The organism is Amantichitinum ursilacus (assembly GCF_001294205.1).
In the GTDB taxonomy this organism is placed as follows: domain Bacteria; phylum Pseudomonadota; class Gammaproteobacteria; order Burkholderiales; family Chitinibacteraceae; genus Amantichitinum; species Amantichitinum ursilacus.
In genome coordinates this window covers 146,616-165,864 of sequence record NZ_LAQT01000002.1, presented here as the reverse complement: position 1 = coordinate 165,864, position 19,249 = coordinate 146,616, and the positions used below count along the sequence as shown (strand labels likewise).

At 59.3% G+C, this 19,249-nt stretch carries 17 protein-coding genes; 3 read left to right on the top strand and 14 right to left on the bottom strand.

Annotation, left to right across the window (positions count from 1 at the left end; all coding sequences use genetic code 11):
* Nucleotides 1-32 precede the first annotated feature (32 nt).
* Both carA and WG78_RS03060 read right to left on the bottom strand, forming a co-directional pair.
* Entirely contained in the window at nucleotides 33-1,163 is a 1,131-nt protein-coding gene (gene carA / locus WG78_RS03065) for a glutamine-hydrolyzing carbamoyl-phosphate synthase small subunit (RefSeq protein WP_053936318.1), read from the bottom strand.
* Between the two features lie 285 nt (nucleotides 1,164-1,448).
* On the bottom strand, nucleotides 1,449-1,931 hold the full coding sequence (locus tag WG78_RS03060) for a glutathione peroxidase (RefSeq protein ID WP_053936317.1): 483 nt from the start codon (nucleotides 1,929-1,931) through the stop codon (nucleotides 1,449-1,451).
* 45 nt (nucleotides 1,932-1,976) lie between these two features.
* On the opposite strand from WG78_RS03060, the gene WG78_RS03055 reads away from it, so the two are divergent.
* Nucleotides 1,977-2,414, top strand: coding sequence for a DUF1841 family protein (locus tag WG78_RS03055; RefSeq protein ID WP_201782349.1), 438 nt, complete (start codon nucleotides 1,977-1,979; stop codon nucleotides 2,412-2,414).
* A 7-nt stretch (nucleotides 2,415-2,421) separates the two neighbouring features.
* Here the strand turns inward: WG78_RS03055 and WG78_RS03050 are convergent, their stop codons facing one another.
* Nucleotides 2,422-3,870, bottom strand: coding sequence for a M48 family metalloprotease (locus tag WG78_RS03050; RefSeq protein ID WP_053936316.1), 1,449 nt, complete (start codon nucleotides 3,868-3,870; stop codon nucleotides 2,422-2,424).
* 82 nt (nucleotides 3,871-3,952) lie between these two features.
* Nucleotides 3,953-4,276: an iron donor protein CyaY gene (gene cyaY / locus WG78_RS03045; RefSeq protein WP_053936315.1), complete on the bottom strand. Its 324-nt coding sequence runs from the start codon at nucleotides 4,274-4,276 to the stop codon at nucleotides 3,953-3,955.
* A 53-nt stretch (nucleotides 4,277-4,329) separates the two neighbouring features.
* Here cyaY and lptM point away from each other — a divergent pair, with 53 nt between their 5' ends.
* Entirely contained in the window at nucleotides 4,330-4,602 is a 273-nt protein-coding gene (gene lptM / locus WG78_RS03040) for an LPS translocon maturation chaperone LptM (protein WP_053936314.1), read from the top strand.
* 44 nt (nucleotides 4,603-4,646) lie between these two features.
* Here lptM and hpnC read toward each other — a convergent pair whose 3' ends face one another.
* The gene (gene hpnC / locus WG78_RS03035; RefSeq protein WP_053936313.1) at nucleotides 4,647-5,480 is read right to left on the bottom strand and encodes a squalene synthase HpnC; all 834 of its coding nucleotides are present in this window, start codon (nucleotides 5,478-5,480) and stop codon (nucleotides 4,647-4,649) included.
* Nucleotides 5,481-5,576: 96 nt separating this feature from the next.
* Here hpnC and WG78_RS03030 point away from each other — a divergent pair, with 96 nt between their 5' ends.
* Nucleotides 5,577-5,867, top strand: coding sequence for a ComEA family DNA-binding protein (locus WG78_RS03030; protein ID WP_053936312.1), 291 nt, complete (start codon nucleotides 5,577-5,579; stop codon nucleotides 5,865-5,867).
* A gap of 106 nt (nucleotides 5,868-5,973) precedes the next feature.
* Here the strand turns inward: WG78_RS03030 and WG78_RS03025 are convergent, their stop codons facing one another.
* The 9 genes from WG78_RS03025 to WG78_RS02990 all read right to left on the bottom strand — a co-directional run bounded on the left by WG78_RS03025 (nucleotide 5,974) and on the right by WG78_RS02990 (nucleotide 19,030).
* A complete protein-coding gene (locus WG78_RS03025) occupies nucleotides 5,974-6,594 on the bottom strand; it encodes a response regulator transcription factor (protein ID WP_053936311.1) in 621 nt (206 codons plus the stop codon).
* Nucleotides 6,595-8,865, bottom strand: coding sequence for a PAS domain-containing sensor histidine kinase (locus WG78_RS03020; protein ID WP_053936310.1), 2,271 nt, complete (start codon nucleotides 8,863-8,865; stop codon nucleotides 6,595-6,597).
* Between the two features lie 312 nt (nucleotides 8,866-9,177).
* A complete protein-coding gene (locus tag WG78_RS03015; protein ID WP_053936309.1) occupies nucleotides 9,178-9,858 on the bottom strand; it encodes a Bax inhibitor-1/YccA family protein in 681 nt (226 codons plus the stop codon).
* Nucleotides 9,859-9,963: 105 nt separating this feature from the next.
* On the bottom strand, nucleotides 9,964-11,031 hold the full coding sequence (locus WG78_RS03010; protein WP_053936308.1) for an enoyl-CoA hydratase/isomerase family protein: 1,068 nt from the start codon (nucleotides 11,029-11,031) through the stop codon (nucleotides 9,964-9,966).
* A complete protein-coding gene (locus WG78_RS22630) occupies nucleotides 11,013-11,168 on the bottom strand; it encodes a hypothetical protein (RefSeq protein ID WP_161805059.1) in 156 nt (51 codons plus the stop codon). Before WG78_RS22630 ends, WG78_RS03010 begins: the two co-directional genes overlap by 19 nt.
* 42 nt (nucleotides 11,169-11,210) lie before the next feature.
* Entirely contained in the window at nucleotides 11,211-12,689 is a 1,479-nt protein-coding gene (locus WG78_RS03005) for an amino acid permease (RefSeq protein ID WP_053936307.1), read from the bottom strand.
* Between the two features lie 161 nt (nucleotides 12,690-12,850).
* Nucleotides 12,851-14,287 (bottom strand): metalloprotease TldD, encoded by a 1,437-nt coding sequence (gene tldD / locus WG78_RS03000; RefSeq protein WP_053936306.1) that lies wholly within the window; start codon nucleotides 14,285-14,287, stop codon nucleotides 12,851-12,853.
* An 80-nt stretch (nucleotides 14,288-14,367) separates the two neighbouring features.
* Nucleotides 14,368-15,171, bottom strand: a complete 804-nt coding sequence (locus WG78_RS02995; RefSeq protein ID WP_053936305.1) for a carbon-nitrogen hydrolase family protein — start codon at nucleotides 15,169-15,171, stop codon at nucleotides 14,368-14,370.
* 25 nt (nucleotides 15,172-15,196) lie between these two features.
* Nucleotides 15,197-19,030 (bottom strand): YhdP family protein, encoded by a 3,834-nt coding sequence (locus WG78_RS02990; RefSeq protein WP_053936304.1) that lies wholly within the window; start codon nucleotides 19,028-19,030, stop codon nucleotides 15,197-15,199.
* Nucleotides 19,031-19,249 lie beyond the last annotated feature (219 nt).

The window sequence follows — 19,249 nt, the reverse complement described above, 5'->3', positions numbered from 1 at the left end:
CGCGGCGCGCGGGCGCCGCCGGGACTACGTCCTCACGACCGGTGTTCTTCCATCATCTTGATAAAGCGATCGAACAGATACGCCACATCGTTCGGGCCCGGGCTGGCTTCCGGGTGCCCCTGGAAGCTGAAGGCCGGACGATCGGTCAGCGCAATCCCTTGCACAGTGCCGTCAAACAGCGAGCGATGGGTTACGCGGACATTGGCGGGCAAACTGGTTTCGTCCACCTGAAAGCCATGGTTCTGGCTGGTGATCATCACGCGTTTGCTATCAAGGTCTTGCACCGGATGGTTGGCGCCGTGGTGACCAAACTTCATCTTGCTGGTCTTGCCACCGCTGGCCAGGCCTAGCAACTGATGGCCCAGACAGATGCCGAAAGTCGGCACATTCTTTTCCAGGAATACCTTGATCGCTTCGATTGCGTAATCACATGGCTCCGGGTCGCCCGGGCCATTCGACAAAAACACGCCATCGGGATTCATCGCCAGGACGTCGGCTGCCGGGGTTTGCGCCGGCACTACGGTCAGTTGGCAACCGCGTTCGGCCAGCATGCGCAGGATGTTGTATTTGACGCCGTAATCGTAAGCCACCACGCGCAAACGCGGGCTGGACTGTACGGTGTAACCCACGCCCAGTTTCCACTCGGCAGTGGTCCACTCGAATTTTTCTTTGGCGCTGACGACCTTGGCCAGATCCTGGCCCGCCATCGAACCAAACGAACGGGCTTTTTCGACGGCAGCCGCAGCATCGATATTGTCGCCACTGACGATGCAGCCGGGCTGTGCGCCCTTCTCACGCAGAATGCGCGTCAGTTTGCGGGTATCGATGTCGGCGATGGCGACCGTGTTGTTCTTGACCAGGTATTCGGACAAGCTCATTTCGGCGCGGAAGCTGGAATGTAGCAGCGGCAGATCGCGGATGATCAGGCCGGCGGCGTAGACACCACGTGCTTCGGCGTCTTCGGCGTTAACGCCATAGTTGCCAATGTGCGGGTACGTCAGCGTAACAATCTGACGGCAATATGAAGGATCGGTGAGGATTTCCTGGTAACCGGTGATCGCGGTGTTGAATACCACCTCGCCGATGGTTTCACCGTCGGCGCCGATGGAAGTACCGTGAAACAGGGTGCCGTCGGCAAGCGCAAGTAAAGCAGGTTTGGACACTGGCGGCTCCTGGGCATTGCGCCCGCATAGATAGAGGAAAGAGACGGGAGAAAATACGTCCGCCGCACCCCTTCTGTGTGGGGCCGTCGAGCGGTTCAAGCTCCCCTACACGTAGAAAAACGGGACAGGTTGCCCTGGCCCGTTCTTCGTGTGCAAAATTTTACGGAGTTTATCCGAAACCACTGATAGCTTCAACGTTTCAATAGCTTAGGCTGCCATTTCTTACTGTTGTGCCCGCCGCTTGCAGGGGCGTTAAAGCCCGCCAGATCAAGCACATCCGCCGTATTACAGCCGTTTTTCAATATCGTTGCGCAGACTGTCCGGGGTGGTGGTCGGGGCGAAGCGATCCACCACATTGCCCTGACGATCGATCAGGAACTTGGTGAAATTCCATTTGATGCCTTCCGTGCCCAGCAGCCCCGGTTGCGAGGCCTTCAGATGCTGGAACAGCGGGTCAGCATGCTCGCCATTCACATCAACGCGCGCAAACATGGGAAAATCCACGCCGTAACTGGTGCTGCAGAACTGCTGGATTTCGGCTTCCGAACCTGGCTCCTGCGCGCCAAACTGGTTGCACGGAAACCCCAGCACCACCAGGCCGCGATCACGGTATTGCTGGTAAAGCGCCTGCAAGCCCTCATATTGCGGAGTAAACCCACATTTGCTGGCCACATTCACCACCAGAATCACCTGCCCGCGAAAGCGTTCCATTGCGACATCATTGCCCGCAATATCGGTGACGTGGATTTCGTAAAGACTGGCGGCCATGCAGATGTACTCCTTGATTGCTGAAAAACTGGAAGACCGGATTCTATGCTGTTCAACCCTTCGCGCGATGAAGCGCGACACTTCTTTATCGAGACCTGGCGCAAATACCGCGCCCAGGAAGTGATGACCGATCTCGAAAAGATCACCGCCAGCGTATTGGACCGCCATCCCGAATATCAACCGTTTTTAAGCCCTGATTACATTGATCAGGACTGGCCGGTGGAATATGGCGAAACCAATCCGTTTTTGCATATCAGCATGCATCTGGCCATCGCCGAGCAATTATCGATCGACCAACCGTTTGGTATTCGCGATCTGCATCAACAATTGGTTAAAGCCGCAGGCAATGAACATGACGCGCTGCACTGGATGATGGAAGGTCTGGGCGAAATGCTATGGCAAGCGCAGCGCTACAATCTGCCACCCGATCCGGCCACGTATCTCAGCATATTGCGCAAAAAGGCCGGATTGCCAGAGGCCTGAGCGTGCGTTAGCGCTTTTTATCCTTGTCTTCGCCGCGCATCGATTGCAGTTCTTTCAAGCGCGCATCGATGCTGGAGGCCAGATAAAAATCATTGGAAGGGTCGCGCTGGGCTAGTTCCAGTTGCTCCACCGCCGCGCCGTATTCATTCAGCCGCGCATAGTATTCAGCCTGCATCCGATGGCGCTGCTGCGACTGACCTTGCGCCTCGTAAATACGCGCCTGGCGCTGATATAGCCACGCATCCGATAGATACAACTCCTGCGCCGATTGCGCGGCTTTCAAGGCATCGGGGTAATTGCGCGCTGCAATCAAGGCATCGATCTCGCCATAAACCAGCACGCGGCTGCCGGGAAAATGGCGCTCACCTTCACGGAATAGTTTGATGGCCTCGTCATAGCGCCCCTGCCCCATCCTTATTGAGCCGCCCAGATATTCCAGCGCCGGATGCGAGCGCGCCAGACCAAACGCATCGTGCGCTTTTTGCAGCGTCAGCCACGCGCCGTCAAAATCGCGTGCCTTCGATTGCGCCAATGCCAATCCATATAAATGCGCCGGCAAATTGCCGTAGCGTTTGCCCGCGAGGGTGGCTTTGTACATGTCCACCGTGGCTTTGTTATCGCTCTGCAAAACGCGCGCACGCTCACGCACAAACAAATAATCAGCGGAATCCGGCACCTGTTTATACGGTTGGTCTTGCAGCCGCTCTTGCGCATCGGTGATGCGTTTATAAGTGACTGGGTGAGTACGCAGGAATTCGGGCGCGTTGTTTTCCACCAGCCGGTTATAACGCTGCAATCGATCAAAAAACGTCGGCATGGCCCAAGGATCAAAACCCGACTTGATCAACGTTTGCATACCGATGCGGTCGGCTTCTTGCTCAAATGCATAAGTAAAATCGAGCTGGCGCTGAATGGCATAGCCGCTGCTGGCCGCCAATGCGCCCATGGCCAGATCGCCCGAGCCACTGCGCGACGCCAATAGCGCCAACCCCATCGCCGCCATGGTTAGCCACGGCATTGCGCGCTGGGCGTCGATCAAGCGGGCGATATGGTGCTGGGTAACGTGCGAGATTTCGTGCGACATCACGGCCGCCAGTTCGGACTCATGCTGAGTGGCGCCGATCAGACCGCTATACACCGCAACAAAGCCACCCGGCAGCGCAAACGCGTTGACCTCGGGCGAGTTCATCACAAAAAAGGTAAACGGCAGGCTGGTGCCGTTGGCTTCAACCAGGCGGTTGCCCAACTGGTTGATATAGGTGGTGACTTCGGGATCTTCCATCATGCTGCCGCTACGGCGCATTTCAATGACCGCAGCCTCGCCCACCTGGTGCTCATCGCGTGGCGTCATGCCTTCTTGCGACACGTCGCCCAGCTCGGGCAGATTGATGTCGGCAAAGCTGGGCGCGGCCAGCAGGCTGGCCATCAGCAACGCGGTCAGCGGGCGTTTCAGCAAACAAAAACCAGACAAGAAAGATCCCCGGAAAAACATTGGCCAGCCGCCAATGTATCAAAAACCAACCGGAGTCTAACCCGACCTATTGCAGTTCGGGAAAGTGGAAATCTTCACCACTGTGGATCCGGAACGCTTCGGCCAGGTCGGCAAAAAATTCGCCGTCGCCGCGCGTATTGATCCAGGCGCGATCGACAAAGCGGTAGTGAAAGCCGCCATGGCGGGCGGCAATCCACAGCTCCTGATTGGGTACATGCCGGTTGACGATCACTTTGCTGCCATCGTCGAACTCAAGTTCGAGCACATTGCCCTGGCGCAGCGGGTCAATTTCGGCGTCGGCGTCATCGCAGGCGGCTTCGATGCGGTCAAAAATGGCATCGGACAAGGCGAGGAATTCGGTTTCAGTCATCAGTCGGGCCTGGGGCGGTGGTAATATCGCGATTTTGCCACCAAAGCTCTCCCATGCGCGTATTCGTCAGCCTGTTTGCCGTGATTGCCCTCGGTGCCTGCGGCTTCAAAGGCAATCTGTATTTACCGCAACAACAAAGCAAACCCAGCTCCACGGGCGTATTGCACCGCGTGGGCAAAGCCTCTGGCGCCGCCAGCGCCCCCGTCGCCAGCGCCCCACGCAGTAAGGGCACGCCTGATGCGCCGTTCAGCCCGACGCCGTATAGCCAGCAGCCGGGCAGCGCCGCCGATGCCAGCGCGGTAGTGGTCGAACCGCTACGTGACTGAAATCAGGCACAAAAAAAACGGCGAGCTGCGTGCTCGCCGTTTTGTTATTTGCGCCGCAACGCACGCCAGATCAGTTTGGGCCAGTCGCCTTTCTGTAGTGTGGGGCGCCGCCGGAACATGTCGTAATCAACCTGCTGCAGCTTTTGCAGCACCGCGTCGGCCGATAACACTGTGAGTCGCAATTCCAGCCCGATGCGGCCCGGCAAGGTATTCGCCAGCGGCGCGCCTCCCTTGAGCATGCGTCGTGTGCGGTCAACTTCAAATGCCATCAGCCGCTTCCACGCCACATCGCACTGCCCTTCGGCGATCTGCGCTTCAGTCACGCCAAACTTCTGCAAATCGGCGTGCGGAATATAAACCCGGCCTTTTTGCCAATCCACCGCCACGTCTTGCCAGAAGTTGATCAGCTGCAAGGCGGTACAGATACCGTCCGATTGCGCCAGATTAACTGACGTCGCCGCGCCAAAAATATGCAACAGAATGCGCCCCACCGGCACTGCGGAATGTCGGCAGTACTGCACCAGTTCGCCAAAATCTTCATAGCGCGTCTGTGTGACGTCTTGCTCAAACGCGGTCAGCAAGTCATGGCATAAGGAAACCGGCACCGCATATCTGGCGATGGTGATGGCCAGGGCCTGATAGCGTGCGGTCTGCGGCGTTTCACCCCATTCAATGCGCACCAGTTCGGCCCGGCATTGTGCCAGTGCGGCCAGACGTTCACCCGGGGTCGCATCACCTTCATCCGCCAGATCATCCGCGTGCCGCGCAAAGTGATAAACGCTGGCTACAGCTTTGCGATAACGCGCAGGCATCAAAACCGATGCAACCGGAAAGTTCTCGTAGTGCTGGACCGACTGGCCAGGAGTCACATCAAACATAGGCGGGTTTCAGACAGACAGTAGATGCGCCAGCGCCTCAGGATGCGCCTACACCAGCTCATCGCCGGTGCTTTACAACTACTGAGGATTTGCGCCATGAAAAAATGGATTATCGGATTTTGCAGTTTGTTTGTGCTGACGGCTTCGGCCTGGGCCACGGTTAACCTGAATACCGCCACACAGGAACAACTGACCACGCTCACGGGCATCGGGCCGGGCAAAGCGAAGGCCATCATTGAGTATCGCAAGACCACGCCGTTTAAAAGTCCGGAAGACATCACCAAGGTGCCGGGCATCAAGAACGCCACGTATGTGCGGATCAAGAATGACATCGCCGTGGGCGGCGCGCCTGCACCCGCGCCGGTGGCCAAACCGGTGAAAAAATAACCGGCCCGGCTACGGCAGCGCAACCACCAGCGCACGCCCGACGCAGACTACGTTTGCTCACGCTGCAGCTGCGGCAAATGTAGTCGCGACGGGCGTACCAGAGGGGTTAGTTTTTGCCGCTGATGGCCGTCAGGGGCACGTCTTTCAGCAACGCGGCCAACTCAACGGCTGAGCGCACACGCAACTTGGTATAGATGCGCGCGCGGTGCACTTCCACCGTCTTGATGCTGATCGTCAGCGTGTCGGCAATCTGCTTGTTGAGCTTGCCCGCCAGCAGTTCGCGCAGTACCTCGCGTTCACGCGGGGTCAGGTTATCCAGTTGGTCCGACAGCGATTGCCGGGCTTCCCACTCACCGCGTTGTGCCTGGTCCTGATCCAGATAAGTCTGGATCTTGCCTACCAGCACTCGGTTATCACACGGCTTTTCGAGGAAATCAGCCGCGCCTTCTTTGACCGCCGCCACGGCCATGGCCACATCGCCGTGGCCGGTTAAAAAGATGACGGGGGGCAGATATTCGGTTTGCTTGATGCGGGTAAACAGCTCCAGGCCGCTCATGCCGGTCATGCGCACATCAATAACCAGGCAGCTAAAATCAACCGCCTCGGCTTCTTGCAGAAAATTCTCGGCCGATTCAAACGTGATCGCGGGCCAGCCGCGCGTTTCAAACAGCAAGGTCAGCGCATCGCGCACGGCAATATCGTCGTCGATGATGGCGATCGGTCGCATTTACTGGGCTTCCTCGGTCAGTACCTGAGTGGAAAACAAGGGCAGACGGCAGATAAAACGCGTGCCGCCGCCTGGGTTGGGTTCAACAGCCAGATGGCCGCGGTGCTGTTCGAGCACTGAGCGGCAAATATTCAGGCCGATCCCCAAACCATCGGGTTTGGTGGTGAAAAACGGTTGGAACAGATCATTGACGCCCGCCATGCCAGGGCCGCGGTCGGCAATCACCAGTTCCAGTGCATTCTGTTCGGGGATTACCCGCGCGCTCACGGTCATTTCACGCGGATTATCGCTGCTGGCCATGCCGGCCATTGCTTCGAGCCCGTTCTTGAGCAGGTTGAACAATACCTGCTCCAGCATCACATTGTCGCCCGGAAAATCGGGCAAGCCCTCTGGCAACTGCACAATGATGCGCGCTTGCGTCTTGCGCACCACCGGTTCCAGCAGTTGCACCGGAATCGAAATCAGATCGGCCACGTTGCAGATTTCGCGGCGCGGCGCACGCTTGGCGGCAAAATCGCGAATGCCGCGGATGATCTGGCCGGCACGGCGCGCCTGGCCGCCGATCTTGCCCAGCACTTCGCCCGCGCGCTCCAGCATGGGCGGTTGCGCGCTGAGCATGTCTTCGGCGGCGGCGGCGTAGCTGCTGATGGCGGCCAGGGGCTGATTCAGTTCGTGCGCCAGACTCGACGCCATCTCACCCATGCTGACCAGCCGCGCCGTGTGCTGCAGTTTTTCGTTTTGCAGACGCAGGTCTTCCGCATTCTGGCGCACCTCAGTGATATCGCCTGCGATATCCAGGAACACCGAGCGCCGATCCACCCATTCCACGCGACGCCGTTGCACGTGATACCAACGCCCGGTGTTCTGGTCCTGGCATTCGGCTACCAGACTATCAGCGGGCATCAACGGCACCAGGCAACAAACGCCGTCATCGCTGAGCGGGAATAAGTCGTCGTGGTGGCGGTTGCGATACAGCAACTGGCCGCTTGATTCGTCCGTCACCGACACTGCCGATTCCAGCCCTTCCAGCACGGTCAGCAATTGTTTGCGCGATGCGGCCAGCGCTTCACGCTCCTTGCGGATTTCGGTGACGTCGTACAACGACGCCATCCAGCCGCGATATTCGCCGCGTCCATCCACCAGCCGCGAGGAGTACAGCCGCACATCAAAGCGCTCGCCGTTACGCCGCATAAAGCGTAGCTGATAGCCGTTCTGCGGCGTCTGGCCATCCATAATGGCGCGATAGGCTGCGGCGCAATTGGCCAGTTCTTCGGGCGGCCAATAAGGCATCGGCGGTACATGGCCCAATAGTTCGGACGCGCTCCAGCCCATCATCTGGCAAAACGCCGGGTTTACATAAATGATGCGGCCATCGCGATCCATCGCCCGCAGGCCTGTGGTCAGCGAATCTTCCATCGCCGAGCGAAAACCCATTTCATCACGTAATGCGATTTCAGCGGCCTGGCGTTCCAGCATGCGCCGCCGCAGCATGGCCAAGGCCCACCACAGCAAAACCAGCAACAAGAACACGGCTGCCAGCAGCCACACCTGCCGGCTGGCGCGCGGATTATCGTGCACGCTGGCGCGCAACTTCAGCTCGTGGCCCAACGGATCGACGCCCACTTCGCGCGTTAACAACGAGCCAGGCATTAACGTGGCATCAGCAGGCGCGACCACGTGGCCCTGATCATCCAGCAGCGCCAGATCGTAGCGTTGCACCATCCACCAGGGAATACGCAGACGCAATAACTCGGGCAACGAATACGCGGCAACCACCGCGCCCGCGTATACCGACAAATGATAGAACGGCACCACTAACACCACTTGCGGCTCTTCGCGCAGCAAAACATTGCTGTAAACCGCGTAGCCCAGCGTGGCGGCGCCATCGATGGCTTCCTGCACCTGGCTGTCATCCAGCGGCGGCAGGCTGTTAGGACGGCCCGAATAGACCGGCAAGCCGCTGATGCGTTTGCCTTTGGGGTCGAGATATTCCACCGATAGTAGCTCGGGGTTCTCTTTCATCAGCAGACTGGCGCGCGCGGCAAAATCGGCTTCGGTGAGACCATCCGCCGCCAGACCATAGGCCAGGTTTTCCAGCACGTTCTGATTGGTTTGCAGGTGCAGGCGCAGGCCTTGCTCTTGCCACAGCAAATCCTGCGCCATGGTCAGTTCGCGGGCGTTCTGCGTCTGGCGCTGGTCCAGCCAGGTGTAACCCGCCAGCGCAACCATCACCAGGCCGATGGCGATATGGGCCACCAGCCACGGCAACATGGCGTGCCAAGGGAGAAGAAATCGGGGAAGACGCATGGCGGAGAGAATAACCGTTTTAGTGCAGACAGCCTTATACAGACTTACCCGTTGGCAGCGCCAGCACAAAAAAACAACGCCACCCGAAGGTGGCGCTGTGTGTTTCACATCTTAAGACACTTACAACTGCACTTGCTTGAAGCACATACCGAGCACTAGCTCTGGTTGAAGACGGTTGATAAAGACTGCTTTAACAACAACCCACTACCGGGTACTTCAGTCGGCGCGTAAGAAGCGCGCTGTAATGCGGCCAACGCCGCGTATCAGGCCTTCAGCTTAATTGCGATTGTTGCCGCTAAAGGCCATCAAGATATTGAGCAGGCTGATAAACACGTTGTACACGTCCAGGTACAACTGCAGCGTTGCGGTGATGTAGTTGGTTTCGCCACCGTTAACGATGCGGCTGACGTCCACCAGGATGTAGGCGGAGAAAATCATGACGGCAACGGCCGAGATAGCCAGCGATGCGGCCGGAATCGCGAAGAAGATGTTAGCCAGCGACGCCAGGATCAGCATGATCACGCCGATGAACAAGAACTTGCTCATGAAAGAGAAGTCTTTTTTGGTCACCGTGGCGATACCCGCCAGCGTAAAGAAGATGGCGCCCGTACCAACAGCAGCAGTACCGATCAGCGAAGCGCCGTTACTGAAACGCAAAGCCACTTGCAGGATTTGCGACAGCCACAGCCCCATAAAGCCGGTATAAGCCAGCAACAACACCACGCCCATTGCGCTGTTCTTGGTTTTTTCGATGGCATAGAACATACCAAAGCTGATACCCAAAAACAGGATGACGCCAAACATCGGGGTCATGGCGAAATGCATTGAGATTCCAAGCAGCGCACCGGCGGCGGTGGGCAGCATGCTCAGGGCCAGCAAGAAATAGGTATTACGCAATACCCGGTTGCGCTCGACGGCGTGGGCCGCGCCGCCGTATTGGGCGGGATTGAATTGCATGGTGGTTGACTCCGTTATGATGAACGAGCTTCAGAGGCTCGTTTTTTAAGATGGTCGTGCGTTGCAAAAGTTTCAAGCAACCGGGTGAATATTTGTCGTAATCAGCTATTTCTGATTGCGTGCAACCAACCAGGTTTCGATGTCAGATGCCTTTGGCCGCGCCGCCCACTGTGGCGCGCCATCCCGATCAATCAACCGGGCGCGTACGCCTTCGCGGAAGTCACTATAACGCACCGCGTGCTGCGCCGCCAGCGTTTCCATAGCCACTACGTCGTCATAGGCCATGCCTACCGCTCGTTGCGCCAGAGCCCAACCCAGCGCAATCGACGTAGGCGAGCCTGCGCGCAGCTGCATTTGTGCGTTCTGCAGCCACGGATGGTCACTTTGTAATGCATCAATCCGCGCCACGATGGTGTCCAGATCATCTCCCGCCACCAGCTCGGTGACTTGTGCCCGCAACGGCTGCCAGTTGCCCTCAGGCAGCGTCGGCTGCAAGGCACCACCCAAGGCGTCGATCAGTTGCGACAACATGTGCGCATCAATATGCGGTTGGCCCAACCAGCCGAGTTCCGTCATCGCCTCACGCACCGTGGCAAAACTGGCGGCGGGCAATGCCCAGTCGGCTGCGCCCGCAGCCAAGGCGTCGGTGGCGTTGAGGCGCGATGCGGTCAGCAACAAAAAGCGCCCTACCCCATCGGCCAGTTCACCGAGCCAGGCGCTTGCGCCCACGTCGGGGAACAAGCCGATGGCAATCTCTGGCATGGCCAATTGCGCGGTTTCGGTCACCACGCGATGGCTGCTGGCGGCAAACAGCCCCCAGCCACCGCCCATGATCAGGCCATTGCCCCACGCCAGCACGGGCTTGGGATAGCGATGCAGCTCGCGGCACAGCAGGTATTCGTTGGCAAAAAAATCATCCGCTTCGTGGATGCGCTCGGGGTCCAGCATCGCGTAATACAGCGCCTTGATATCGCCTCCCGCGCATAAAGCACGTTCGCCCGCGCCGTGGATCACGATGGCGACCACCGTCGGGTCAGCGTGCCATTGCGCCAGTTGCTGGCGCATGGCCAGCACCATTTGCAGGTTTTGTGCGTTGAGCGTGCCCGGCGTATCGAGCAGGATCTCGCCGATCAAAGCGCCGTTGCGGGTGGGGATCAGTTCAAAGCGGACCATGCAGCCAGAATGCCATGCGGATAACGGGCGTCCAGCTTAACGGCCCGGCGGGCGGCGTGCATCCGGGAAGTTACCCACGCGGTTGTTTTGAAGCGCAATGTCATCGGGAAATGCGCCAGAAAAAGGGCGTTGGCCATGTGCCAACGCCCTTTGATCCTTGCCTCAAGTTCGCACCCGGATCAACGTTTCTGCCGCGGGTTGGCATCCGGAAAAGTCATCTCGGCGTACTTCACCAGCTTGCCACCGCGCGCAATGCGATAGCCCAACCAGATCAGCAAGAACACCGGAATGCCGATATAGGTGGCCAATACGCCAATCCAGTCGATCTTGTCATGCAAAAAGGCCTGGTAGTTCTGGCCCAGCGTAATGATCAGGCACAGCGCAAACGCAAACATCGGGCCAAACGGAAAGAAGCCGGAGCGATACGGCAGCTCGTTCAGATCACGGCCTTGCGCCACGTAGCCTTTGCGAAAGCGGTAATGGCTGATGGCAATGCCCAGCCAGGCGATAAAGCCAGTCATGCCCGAGGTGTTCAGCAGCCACAGATAAACCTGTTGCTTGCCAAACATTGACGTCAAAAAACACAGCGCCGCCACGATGGTGGTGGCATATAGCGCATTGCGCGGCACACCATTGGCCGAAAGCCGGGCAAAAATGCGCGGCGCTTTGCCGTCCTGCGCCAGTGTGTACAGCATGCGGGTGGAGGCATACATGCCCGAGTTACCCGCCGACAGCACTGCCGTCAAAATCACGGCGTTCATGACTGCGGCGGCAAACGCCAGGCCCGCGTGGCGGAATACCAGGGTAAACGGGCTGACCGCAATATCGCTCACTTCGTTTTTCAACAGGCTGGGGTCGTTGTAGGGAATCAACAGGCTGATAACCAGAATGGCAAAGATATAAAACAGCAAAATGCGCCAGAACACTTGCCGCACTGCGCGGGGGATATTCTTGCCCGGGTCTTCCGATTCGCCTGCGGCGATGCCGATCAGCTCGGTGCCCTGAAACGAAAAGCCCACCACCATGGCCACGCCAATCAAGGCGGCAAAGCCACCGGCAAACGGGCCGTCGCCAATGCTGAAGTTATGCAGACCGGCCGTTTCGCCGCCATGGATAATGCCAAAGATCATCGCCGTGCCCAGCGCGATAAACACAATGACCGTCACCACCTTGATTAGCGAAAACCAGTATTCGGCCTCGCCAAAGCCTTTGACCGATACATAGTTGATGGCAAACATGATGCCCAGAAACAGCGCGCTCCAGATCCAGCCTGGCGTGCCGGGAAACCAGTAGTTCATCACCAGTTGCGATGCCACCAGGTCGACGGCAATCGTCACCGCCCAGTTGTACCAATAGTTCCAGCCCAGCGCGAAGCCAAAACCTTCTTCCACGTAATGCGCGCCGTAAGTGGCAAATGAGCCCGAAACCGGCATGAACGCGGCCAGTTCGCCCAGGCTGGTCATCAAAAAATAAACCATCAGGCCGATCAGCGCATAGGCCAGCAAGGCGCCGCCGGGCCCCGCTTGCGAGATAGTGGCGCCCGAGGCCACAAACAGCCCGGTACCGATCGAGCCACCAATGGCAATCATGCTTAGATGGCGGGCTTTCAGTTGTCGATGCAGCGTGGGCGCAGCGGAAGGAGTGGGGGCAGAAGTCATCAGCAATCGATTTTTTTAAACAAACAAGGGGCGGGATTCTAGCAAAATCCCGCCCCTCGGTGCGATCTGATTACAGCGTAAGACCCTGTATTCAAATCAATAATATGCACATGTCCTGACTATCTGGTCGAGCGGCACACCACAAACCTACCATCACCCCATCAAGCCGTACCGCCCACGGTCAGACCACCGTCAATGCGCATGGTCGGCTGTCCCACGCCCACCGGCACGCTCTGACCTTCCTTGCCGCAAGTGCCCACGCCAGGGTCCAGCGCCATATCGTTACCGATCATCGAAACGCGCGTCAGCACGTCCGGGCCATTGCCGATCAGCGTCGCGCCTTTCACCGGGTATTGCAGCTTGCCGTCTTCCACCCACCAGGCTTCGGACGCGGAAAACACAAACTTGCCGCTGGTGATATCCACCTGGCCGCCGCCAAAGTTAACCGCGTACAGACCGCGTTTAACCGAGGAGATAATTTCTTGCGGATCCCGATCCCCGCCCAGCATCAGCGTGTTGGTCATGCGCGGCATCGGCAGATGCGCATACGATTCGCGACGGCCGTTGCCGGTTAGCGGCATGTCCATCAGCCGGGCATTCAGGCTGTCCTGGATATAACCCTTCAGGATGCCGTCTTCGATCAGCACGGTGCGTTGGGTTGGATTGCCTTCGTCATCGATATTCAGCGAGCCGCGCCGATCCGCAATCGTGCCGTCATCCACCACCGTCACGCCCGGTGCAGCCACGCGTTCGCCCAGTCGATCACTAAACGCCGAACTGCCCTTGCGGTTGAAATCGCCTTCCAGGCCGTGGCCGATGGCTTCGTGCAGCAGAATGCCGGGCCAGCCATTGCCCAGCACCACCGTCATTTCGCCCGCGGGCGCGGGCCGTGCAATCAAATTAAGCGTCGCCAGCGCCACGGCTTCGCGCGCATAGGTTTCGATAATCTCATCCGTAAAATAGCCGTAATCAAAGCGGCCACCGCCGCCTGCGCTGCCTTGTTCGCGGCGGCCGTTTTCTTCGACGATCACGTTCAGCGACAGGCGCACCAGCGGGCGCACATCGGCGGCGCGATGACCGTCATGGCGCGCGATATAAACCACGTCAAATTCCGAGGCCAGGCTGGCCATCACTTGCACCACGCGCGGGTCCAGCCCGCGCGCAATCTTCTCAATTTTTTCCAGCAGCGCCACTTTTTGCGTGGCATTCAGGCTGGCCAGCGGGTCCACCGGTTGATACAGCGCACGGCCCTGGCCCTGTTTGACCAGCGCGGCGGTGCCATTGCCGCCCTGACGGCCGATGGCGCGAGTGGCGCGCGCGGCTTCAATCAGCGGCGCAAAGCCGATTTCATCGGAATAGGCAAAGGCGGTTTTTTCGCCCGAGACCACGCGTACACCCACGCCCTGGTCGATCGAGAAACTGCCCGATTTGACGATGCCTTCGTCCAGACTCCAGCCTTCCGAGCGTGTGCTCTGAAAGTACAGATCGGCGTAGTCCAGATCGTGCTGCATCATTTCACCGAACACACGCTCAAGTTGCGTTTCGTCCAGTTGATACGGGGCCAGCAGGGTCGATTGGGCGGTTTGCAGAATGCTCATGCCGGGGTTCACTTTTAAAGAATTGCGAGGGACGACGAGCAATCAACATGCCATCGTCACGCTGATTTAACAAGCCACGCTTATAGCATGCGGTGTTGCAGCGCCGGCAGAATCCGGCGTACGCGGTCTTGCTGGCTGGCTTTCAGTTCGGCCAGCACCACGCCGTCGCCTTTGTCTTGCTGCGCCAGAATCACGCCCCACGGATCAACGATCATGCTGTGGCCGTGCGTTTCGCGGCCGGTGGCATGCAGGCCCCCCTGCCCCGGCGCGATAAAGAAACACTGGTTTTCGATGGCGCGGGCGCGTATCAACGGTTCCCAATGCGCCTGGCCGGTGGTGGCGGTAAACGCCGATGGCAATAACCAGATATCCACCGGGCCCGCCGAGCGAAACAGCTCAGGAAAGCGCAAGTCGTAGCACACCGCCAGCCCGACGCGGCCGAACGGCGCATCAAATGTCACCACGTCCTGACCCGGCTCGATGGTATCGGCCTCGGCGAATTTTTCGTCGCCATTATCAAAGCCAAACAAATGAATCTTGTCGTAGCGCGCCACGCGCTCGCCGGCCGGGTTGTACACCAGCGTGCTGTTACGCACTTTATGGTCCACATTGCTGACCAGCGGCGCGGTGCCGCCCACCAGCCAGATGCCATGGCGCGCGGCGGTTTGCGCCAGAAAATCCTGGATCGGGCCGTGGCCGTCCGGCTCGCGCACCGCAATCTTGTCACGCGGATCGCGGCCCATAATCGCAAAGTACTCGGGCAACGCAATCAGCGTTGCGCCCCGCTCGGCGGCCTCGGCAATCAGGCGGCCAGCCGTGGCCAGATTTTGCGCCACATCGGGTGTCGAAATAATTTGTATGGCGGCGGCGGTTAATGTCTGCATGGCGGTTCCTGGGGGCAAACAACGTTTACTGGGCTTTACGCAAATTGCCGATGCTGGGGCGGGTTTCCGCCACGCGTTCAATATGTGGGTCTTTGATGGTGCCAGTGATGTCGTATTCATAGGCGATCAACTGGCCTAGCGGGTCTTTGAAGGCGCGTTGCAGCAAGAACACCGCCGCGCCCGCCACCGGGTTCAGGATGGTGGTGGCTACTGCCACCGAGTCCCCAATCACCGGCACGATCCGTACATGCACGTTCTGCGTACCGGCTTCAAAATTGGCTTCACCGCGGAACAAAACCTGCGCGGCTGAACCCGCCACCACCAGATTATTGGTGCGTGCCACGCCGCGTTCAATATTGGCATCGCCTTTGATGCTGTCGAATTCAAAGCCATCCGAAAACACATCACGAAAATCCAGCCGCACGCGCCGCGACAACGATTGCAGGCTCAGGATAGACAATAAACGGCCCGCGCCTGGATCGATCTTGGCAAACTGGCCCGCGCCCACATCCATCGAAAGCGAACCCTGCATGCTGTTGAAATCGGGCGGAAACGGCTCGCCATCCCATGCCGCATCGCCGCTGATCTTGCCGGGTGCGCGCTTGAGCGTGTCCGGATAGCCCCAGCGCGTCAGCAGCTTGCCAAAGTCCGGGCTGTCCAGATTCATTTTGGCGCTGACGCGCGAGCGGCCGGCTTTTTGGGTCCACAAGCCACTCATGGCGAAATGGCCGTCCGGGTTATCCAGCGACACGTTATTCAGCCGCCAGTTATCGCCCTGCTGCACCCCATCGACCGCCAGCTTGCCCAAAGACACATCGTGATAGCGGAAATCGTCCACCGTCAGATCCAGCGCGGGCAAAGAATGCAGCGGCGAGGTTTGCGCGGGGGCATTGCCCACGCTGGGCAGCGGCATCCAGACGCGGCTCAGGCGCGCCGAGACCTTGCCCTTGCCCTGATTATTCCAGCTGAACTTGCCCGCCATTTCTTTGGCGTTGACCTCGCCGTTCCAGTTATCCCCGCTGCTGTTGGCTTTGAGCTTGAAATCGCTGAGCTGCTTGCCCCAGCCACTAAAACGCTCGAACGCCACATCCACCGCAGTAATCGGCGGCGTGCCGGTGTTGTTGGCGTCATCCTTGGGTTGCAGCGCCAGCCAGTCCTGCAGATTGATCTCGGCCCAAGCGCCCACCAGCGCCAGGCCATTCCGTCCTGCCGCAGGCGGCGGTGCGGCCGCGCCCAGACTGATCGTGCCCATCAGCTGGCCATTGCTGGCAGGCCGCATCAGCGCGCCTTGCAGCGTGCGGTCGTAATCAAAGTCGATATTGCTGCCGTTTTTGTCGCCCACCACGTGTACACGCAGCGGTCGATTGCTGTTGGTCGCTTTGCCCACGGGCGCGGGGAAATCGAGCGATACACCGGCCAGCGACGATTGCACGCTCAGATCATATTTGCCGCCGAGTGCTTTCATCTGCGCTTGCCACGCCGCAGCGCCGCGAATGCGTGCCACTTCGGCCAGATCAAAATGCGTGGCCAGTTCGGCCACCGGCGTACGGCCGCTGACGCTGACGTTGAGTGCGCCATCCCTGCCGGTGCCGCCGTTCACCAACACGTTGCCGCCCAAGGCCTGGCCCGCGGCATCCTTGATGGTCATGGATTTTTCGGTAAAGCCCAGCTGGCCGCTGGCGTTGGTGAGCGCGGGCACGCCGCTGCCAAAGTCCAGCGTGTTGCCCGCAAATTGATAATGGCCATCCACCTTGCTGGCATCGACATTCTCCACTGGTATTTCCAGCTTTAACGCCAACGTGCCATTGCCCGAAGTGTGCAGATTGTCGGTATACGCGCCCGCCAGCTTTTGCAGCGGCGAGGCTTGCACAAACTTGATGAACTCGGGCGTCGGGCCGCTGGCATGACCATCGACCAGCACCACCGCGTGTTCCAGGTCGGGGATGCTGACCGCCACATTGCCGGTTTGCGCGCCCAGGATTTGGCCGCGCGTGGATTTGATCAACATGGCGTTGCCATGAAAATCGAGCGTGCCATCGATATGACTGATATCGGGCCAGCCTTTCGCGTAATTAAGCGTGGTGTCTTGCGCATTGGCGGTAATGCGAAAGATGCCGGTCTTGTCATTCACAAACGGAAAATCATGCAGATTGCCATGCACGGTGGCGCGCCCGCCCGTGGCGCGACCTTGCTTCAGCGAGGTTTTTAGCCATTGCAGGGTGGCGTCGCCCACGCCGCGCGGCAGATAGGCATACACGCGATTGGCCGCCACATTATTGATACTGCCATCCAGATCAATCCGCCCCGGCCCCGCGCCGCGTCCCGGCCACGCGTATTTGCCGGACACATCAATGCTCATATCGCGATTGCCCAGATGCACCGAATCCAGCGCGATATCCCAACCCGCGCCTTTGCGTTGCCAATGGGTGGACACGTCCAGCCGGTCCAGCTTCAGCGGCTCGACAAACTGGCTGGGCATATCCAGCGCAAATTGCTGGCCGCCGACCGACGCATGGCCGCCCTGGTCATCAAAGTCGGTACTGACATTTACCGGCCCGGCTTGGGGCAACACGCCCGGCCATTGCAGCGCAAGCCCGCTGATGACCACTTTGCCGTGATACTGGCGCGGATCATCCCAGTCGCCTTGCCAGGCAAATTCGGCGGTACTGACCTGGCCCGCCATCGAACCATCGGGAATCCGCGCCAGCAAACTCTGCGGCAAGCCGGCACGTAATTCGGCCAGATGGTCCAGCTGCCAACCGGCAAATGACACCGTGCGTAGACCCTTGGCGCTTTGCGTGTATTGCGCATTACAGGGCTGACACACCGTACCGGCCGCAGTGGCCAGTTGGCGGCCTTCAAAACGCAAGGTCTGATTGCGGTCCTGCTGGTGCCAGCGCAAGCGGCCGTCAAAGGTGGGCACCGACAAAGTGCGGCCGCCGTAACTGGCCAGCAGTTTGTCCACCTGCATATCCAGATCGGCATCCTGCATCTGGCCATCGCCAAAACTGAACTGCGCCTGGCCGCGCGCGCTGCCTGCCAGCTGCGGAATCGGGCGCACATCGGGCGGCAACAAGGTCCACAGCGTGCCCAGGTCCAGACCGGGCAAGGCCAGCTGCATCTGGCCAGACCAATGGCGCCAGTCGGCCACATCGCTGCCATACCAACTGCCCGATGCGCTAAGCGTTCTGGCCAGATTGCTGGCCGGGGTGGCCGCCAGATTAAAGCGATGCCGGCCGAACAACGATTTGATCTGCAGATGCAGATCGTGCGCCTCAAACACGGGCGCCTGGGTCAGCAGATCTTGATAACGCACGCTGCCGCCGGTGATGTCGACCTCGCGCTGATTAAGCAGCCAGTTAAGCTGGCCGTTATCGCCGCCGCCAGCGCGCGGCTCCACGGTAAAGCCCGCCACATGCCACACGCCTTGCGCATCGCGCAGCACATCCAGCGCGGGCGCTTGCAATTGCAGACGGGCAAAGCGCAGTTGCCATGCCGCCAGTGACAGCCACGAGACCTCGGCATCCAGCGCATCCAGCCGCAAGGCAGGTACGTGATCACGGTTGCTGATGATCAGGTTCTCTACCCGGAACGAAGGTTGCAGCGCATGCCAGCCGCCGGAGAGCCGGCTGAATTCCAGATAGCCACCGGTCGCGGCGTGAAAGCGCGCCTGCAACAGCGGGCGAAAATCATTCAGCCGCGGCAGCACATAAAACTGCCAACCCAGCGCGGCCGTCAGCAACACCAGACCCGCGCCCAGCAACAAGCGCAACAGCAGGCGATAGTGCCAGTGCAGAAACGCCAATACGCGCTGGCGTGCGGTCAGGGCGGCCGATTTAAGGGCGGTAAGACGCGGCATGGATGGAACGGCGGCCTGGCGAACGTTAAAGTGGATGTCCCGCGGTTGTGCGGACGTGGGATATTGTGCCTGGATGCGACCGTGCAGTGCAGCAGAAATTCAGTATCCGGTTTGTTTATGTCACGTTTCAGCGCAACCGGCAGGCATGATGCAGGCAATGGCCGCGCAAGGCGATGGCTGTTTACAATCTTGCCCATCCAGCCCACGCGCAGTCGGGCT

Bases quoted from the DNA above. Each gene is read 5' to 3' on its own strand.
- WG78_RS03060 (WP_053936317.1), bottom strand. From the start codon at position 1,931: ATGGCCGCCAGTCTTTACGAAATCCACGTCACCGATATTGCGGGCAAT.
- lptM (WP_053936314.1), top strand. From the start codon at position 4,330: ATGCGCGTATTCGTCAGCCTGTTTGCCGTGATTGCCCTCGGTGCCTGC.
- WG78_RS02990 (WP_053936304.1), bottom strand. From the start codon at position 19,030: ATGCCGCGTCTTACCGCCCTTAAATCGGCCGCCCTGACCGCACGCCAG.
- WG78_RS03005 (WP_053936307.1), bottom strand. From the start codon at position 12,689: ATGACTTCTGCCCCCACTCCTTCCGCTGCGCCCACGCTGCATCGACAA.
- WG78_RS03020 (WP_053936310.1), bottom strand. From the start codon at position 8,865: ATGTTGCCGTGGCTGGTGGCCCATATCGCCATCGGCCTGGTGATGGTT.
- WG78_RS03015 (WP_053936309.1), bottom strand. From the start codon at position 9,858: ATGCAATTCAATCCCGCCCAATACGGCGGCGCGGCCCACGCCGTCGAG.
- WG78_RS03025 (WP_053936311.1), bottom strand. From the start codon at position 6,594: ATGCGACCGATCGCCATCATCGACGACGATATTGCCGTGCGCGATGCG.
- WG78_RS22630 (WP_161805059.1), bottom strand. From the start codon at position 11,168: ATGGCCAACGCCCTTTTTCTGGCGCATTTCCCGATGACATTGCGCTTC.
- WG78_RS03010 (WP_053936308.1), bottom strand. From the start codon at position 11,031: ATGGTCCGCTTTGAACTGATCCCCACCCGCAACGGCGCTTTGATCGGC.
- tldD (WP_053936306.1), bottom strand. From the start codon at position 14,287: ATGAGCATTCTGCAAACCGCCCAATCGACCCTGCTGGCCCCGTATCAA.
- WG78_RS03055 (WP_201782349.1), top strand. From the start codon at position 1,977: ATGCTGTTCAACCCTTCGCGCGATGAAGCGCGACACTTCTTTATCGAG.
- cyaY (WP_053936315.1), bottom strand. From the start codon at position 4,276: ATGACTGAAACCGAATTCCTCGCCTTGTCCGATGCCATTTTTGACCGC.
- WG78_RS02995 (WP_053936305.1), bottom strand. From the start codon at position 15,171: ATGCAGACATTAACCGCCGCCGCCATACAAATTATTTCGACACCCGAT.
- WG78_RS03030 (WP_053936312.1), top strand. From the start codon at position 5,577: ATGAAAAAATGGATTATCGGATTTTGCAGTTTGTTTGTGCTGACGGCT.
- hpnC (WP_053936313.1), bottom strand. From the start codon at position 5,480: ATGTTTGATGTGACTCCTGGCCAGTCGGTCCAGCACTACGAGAACTTT.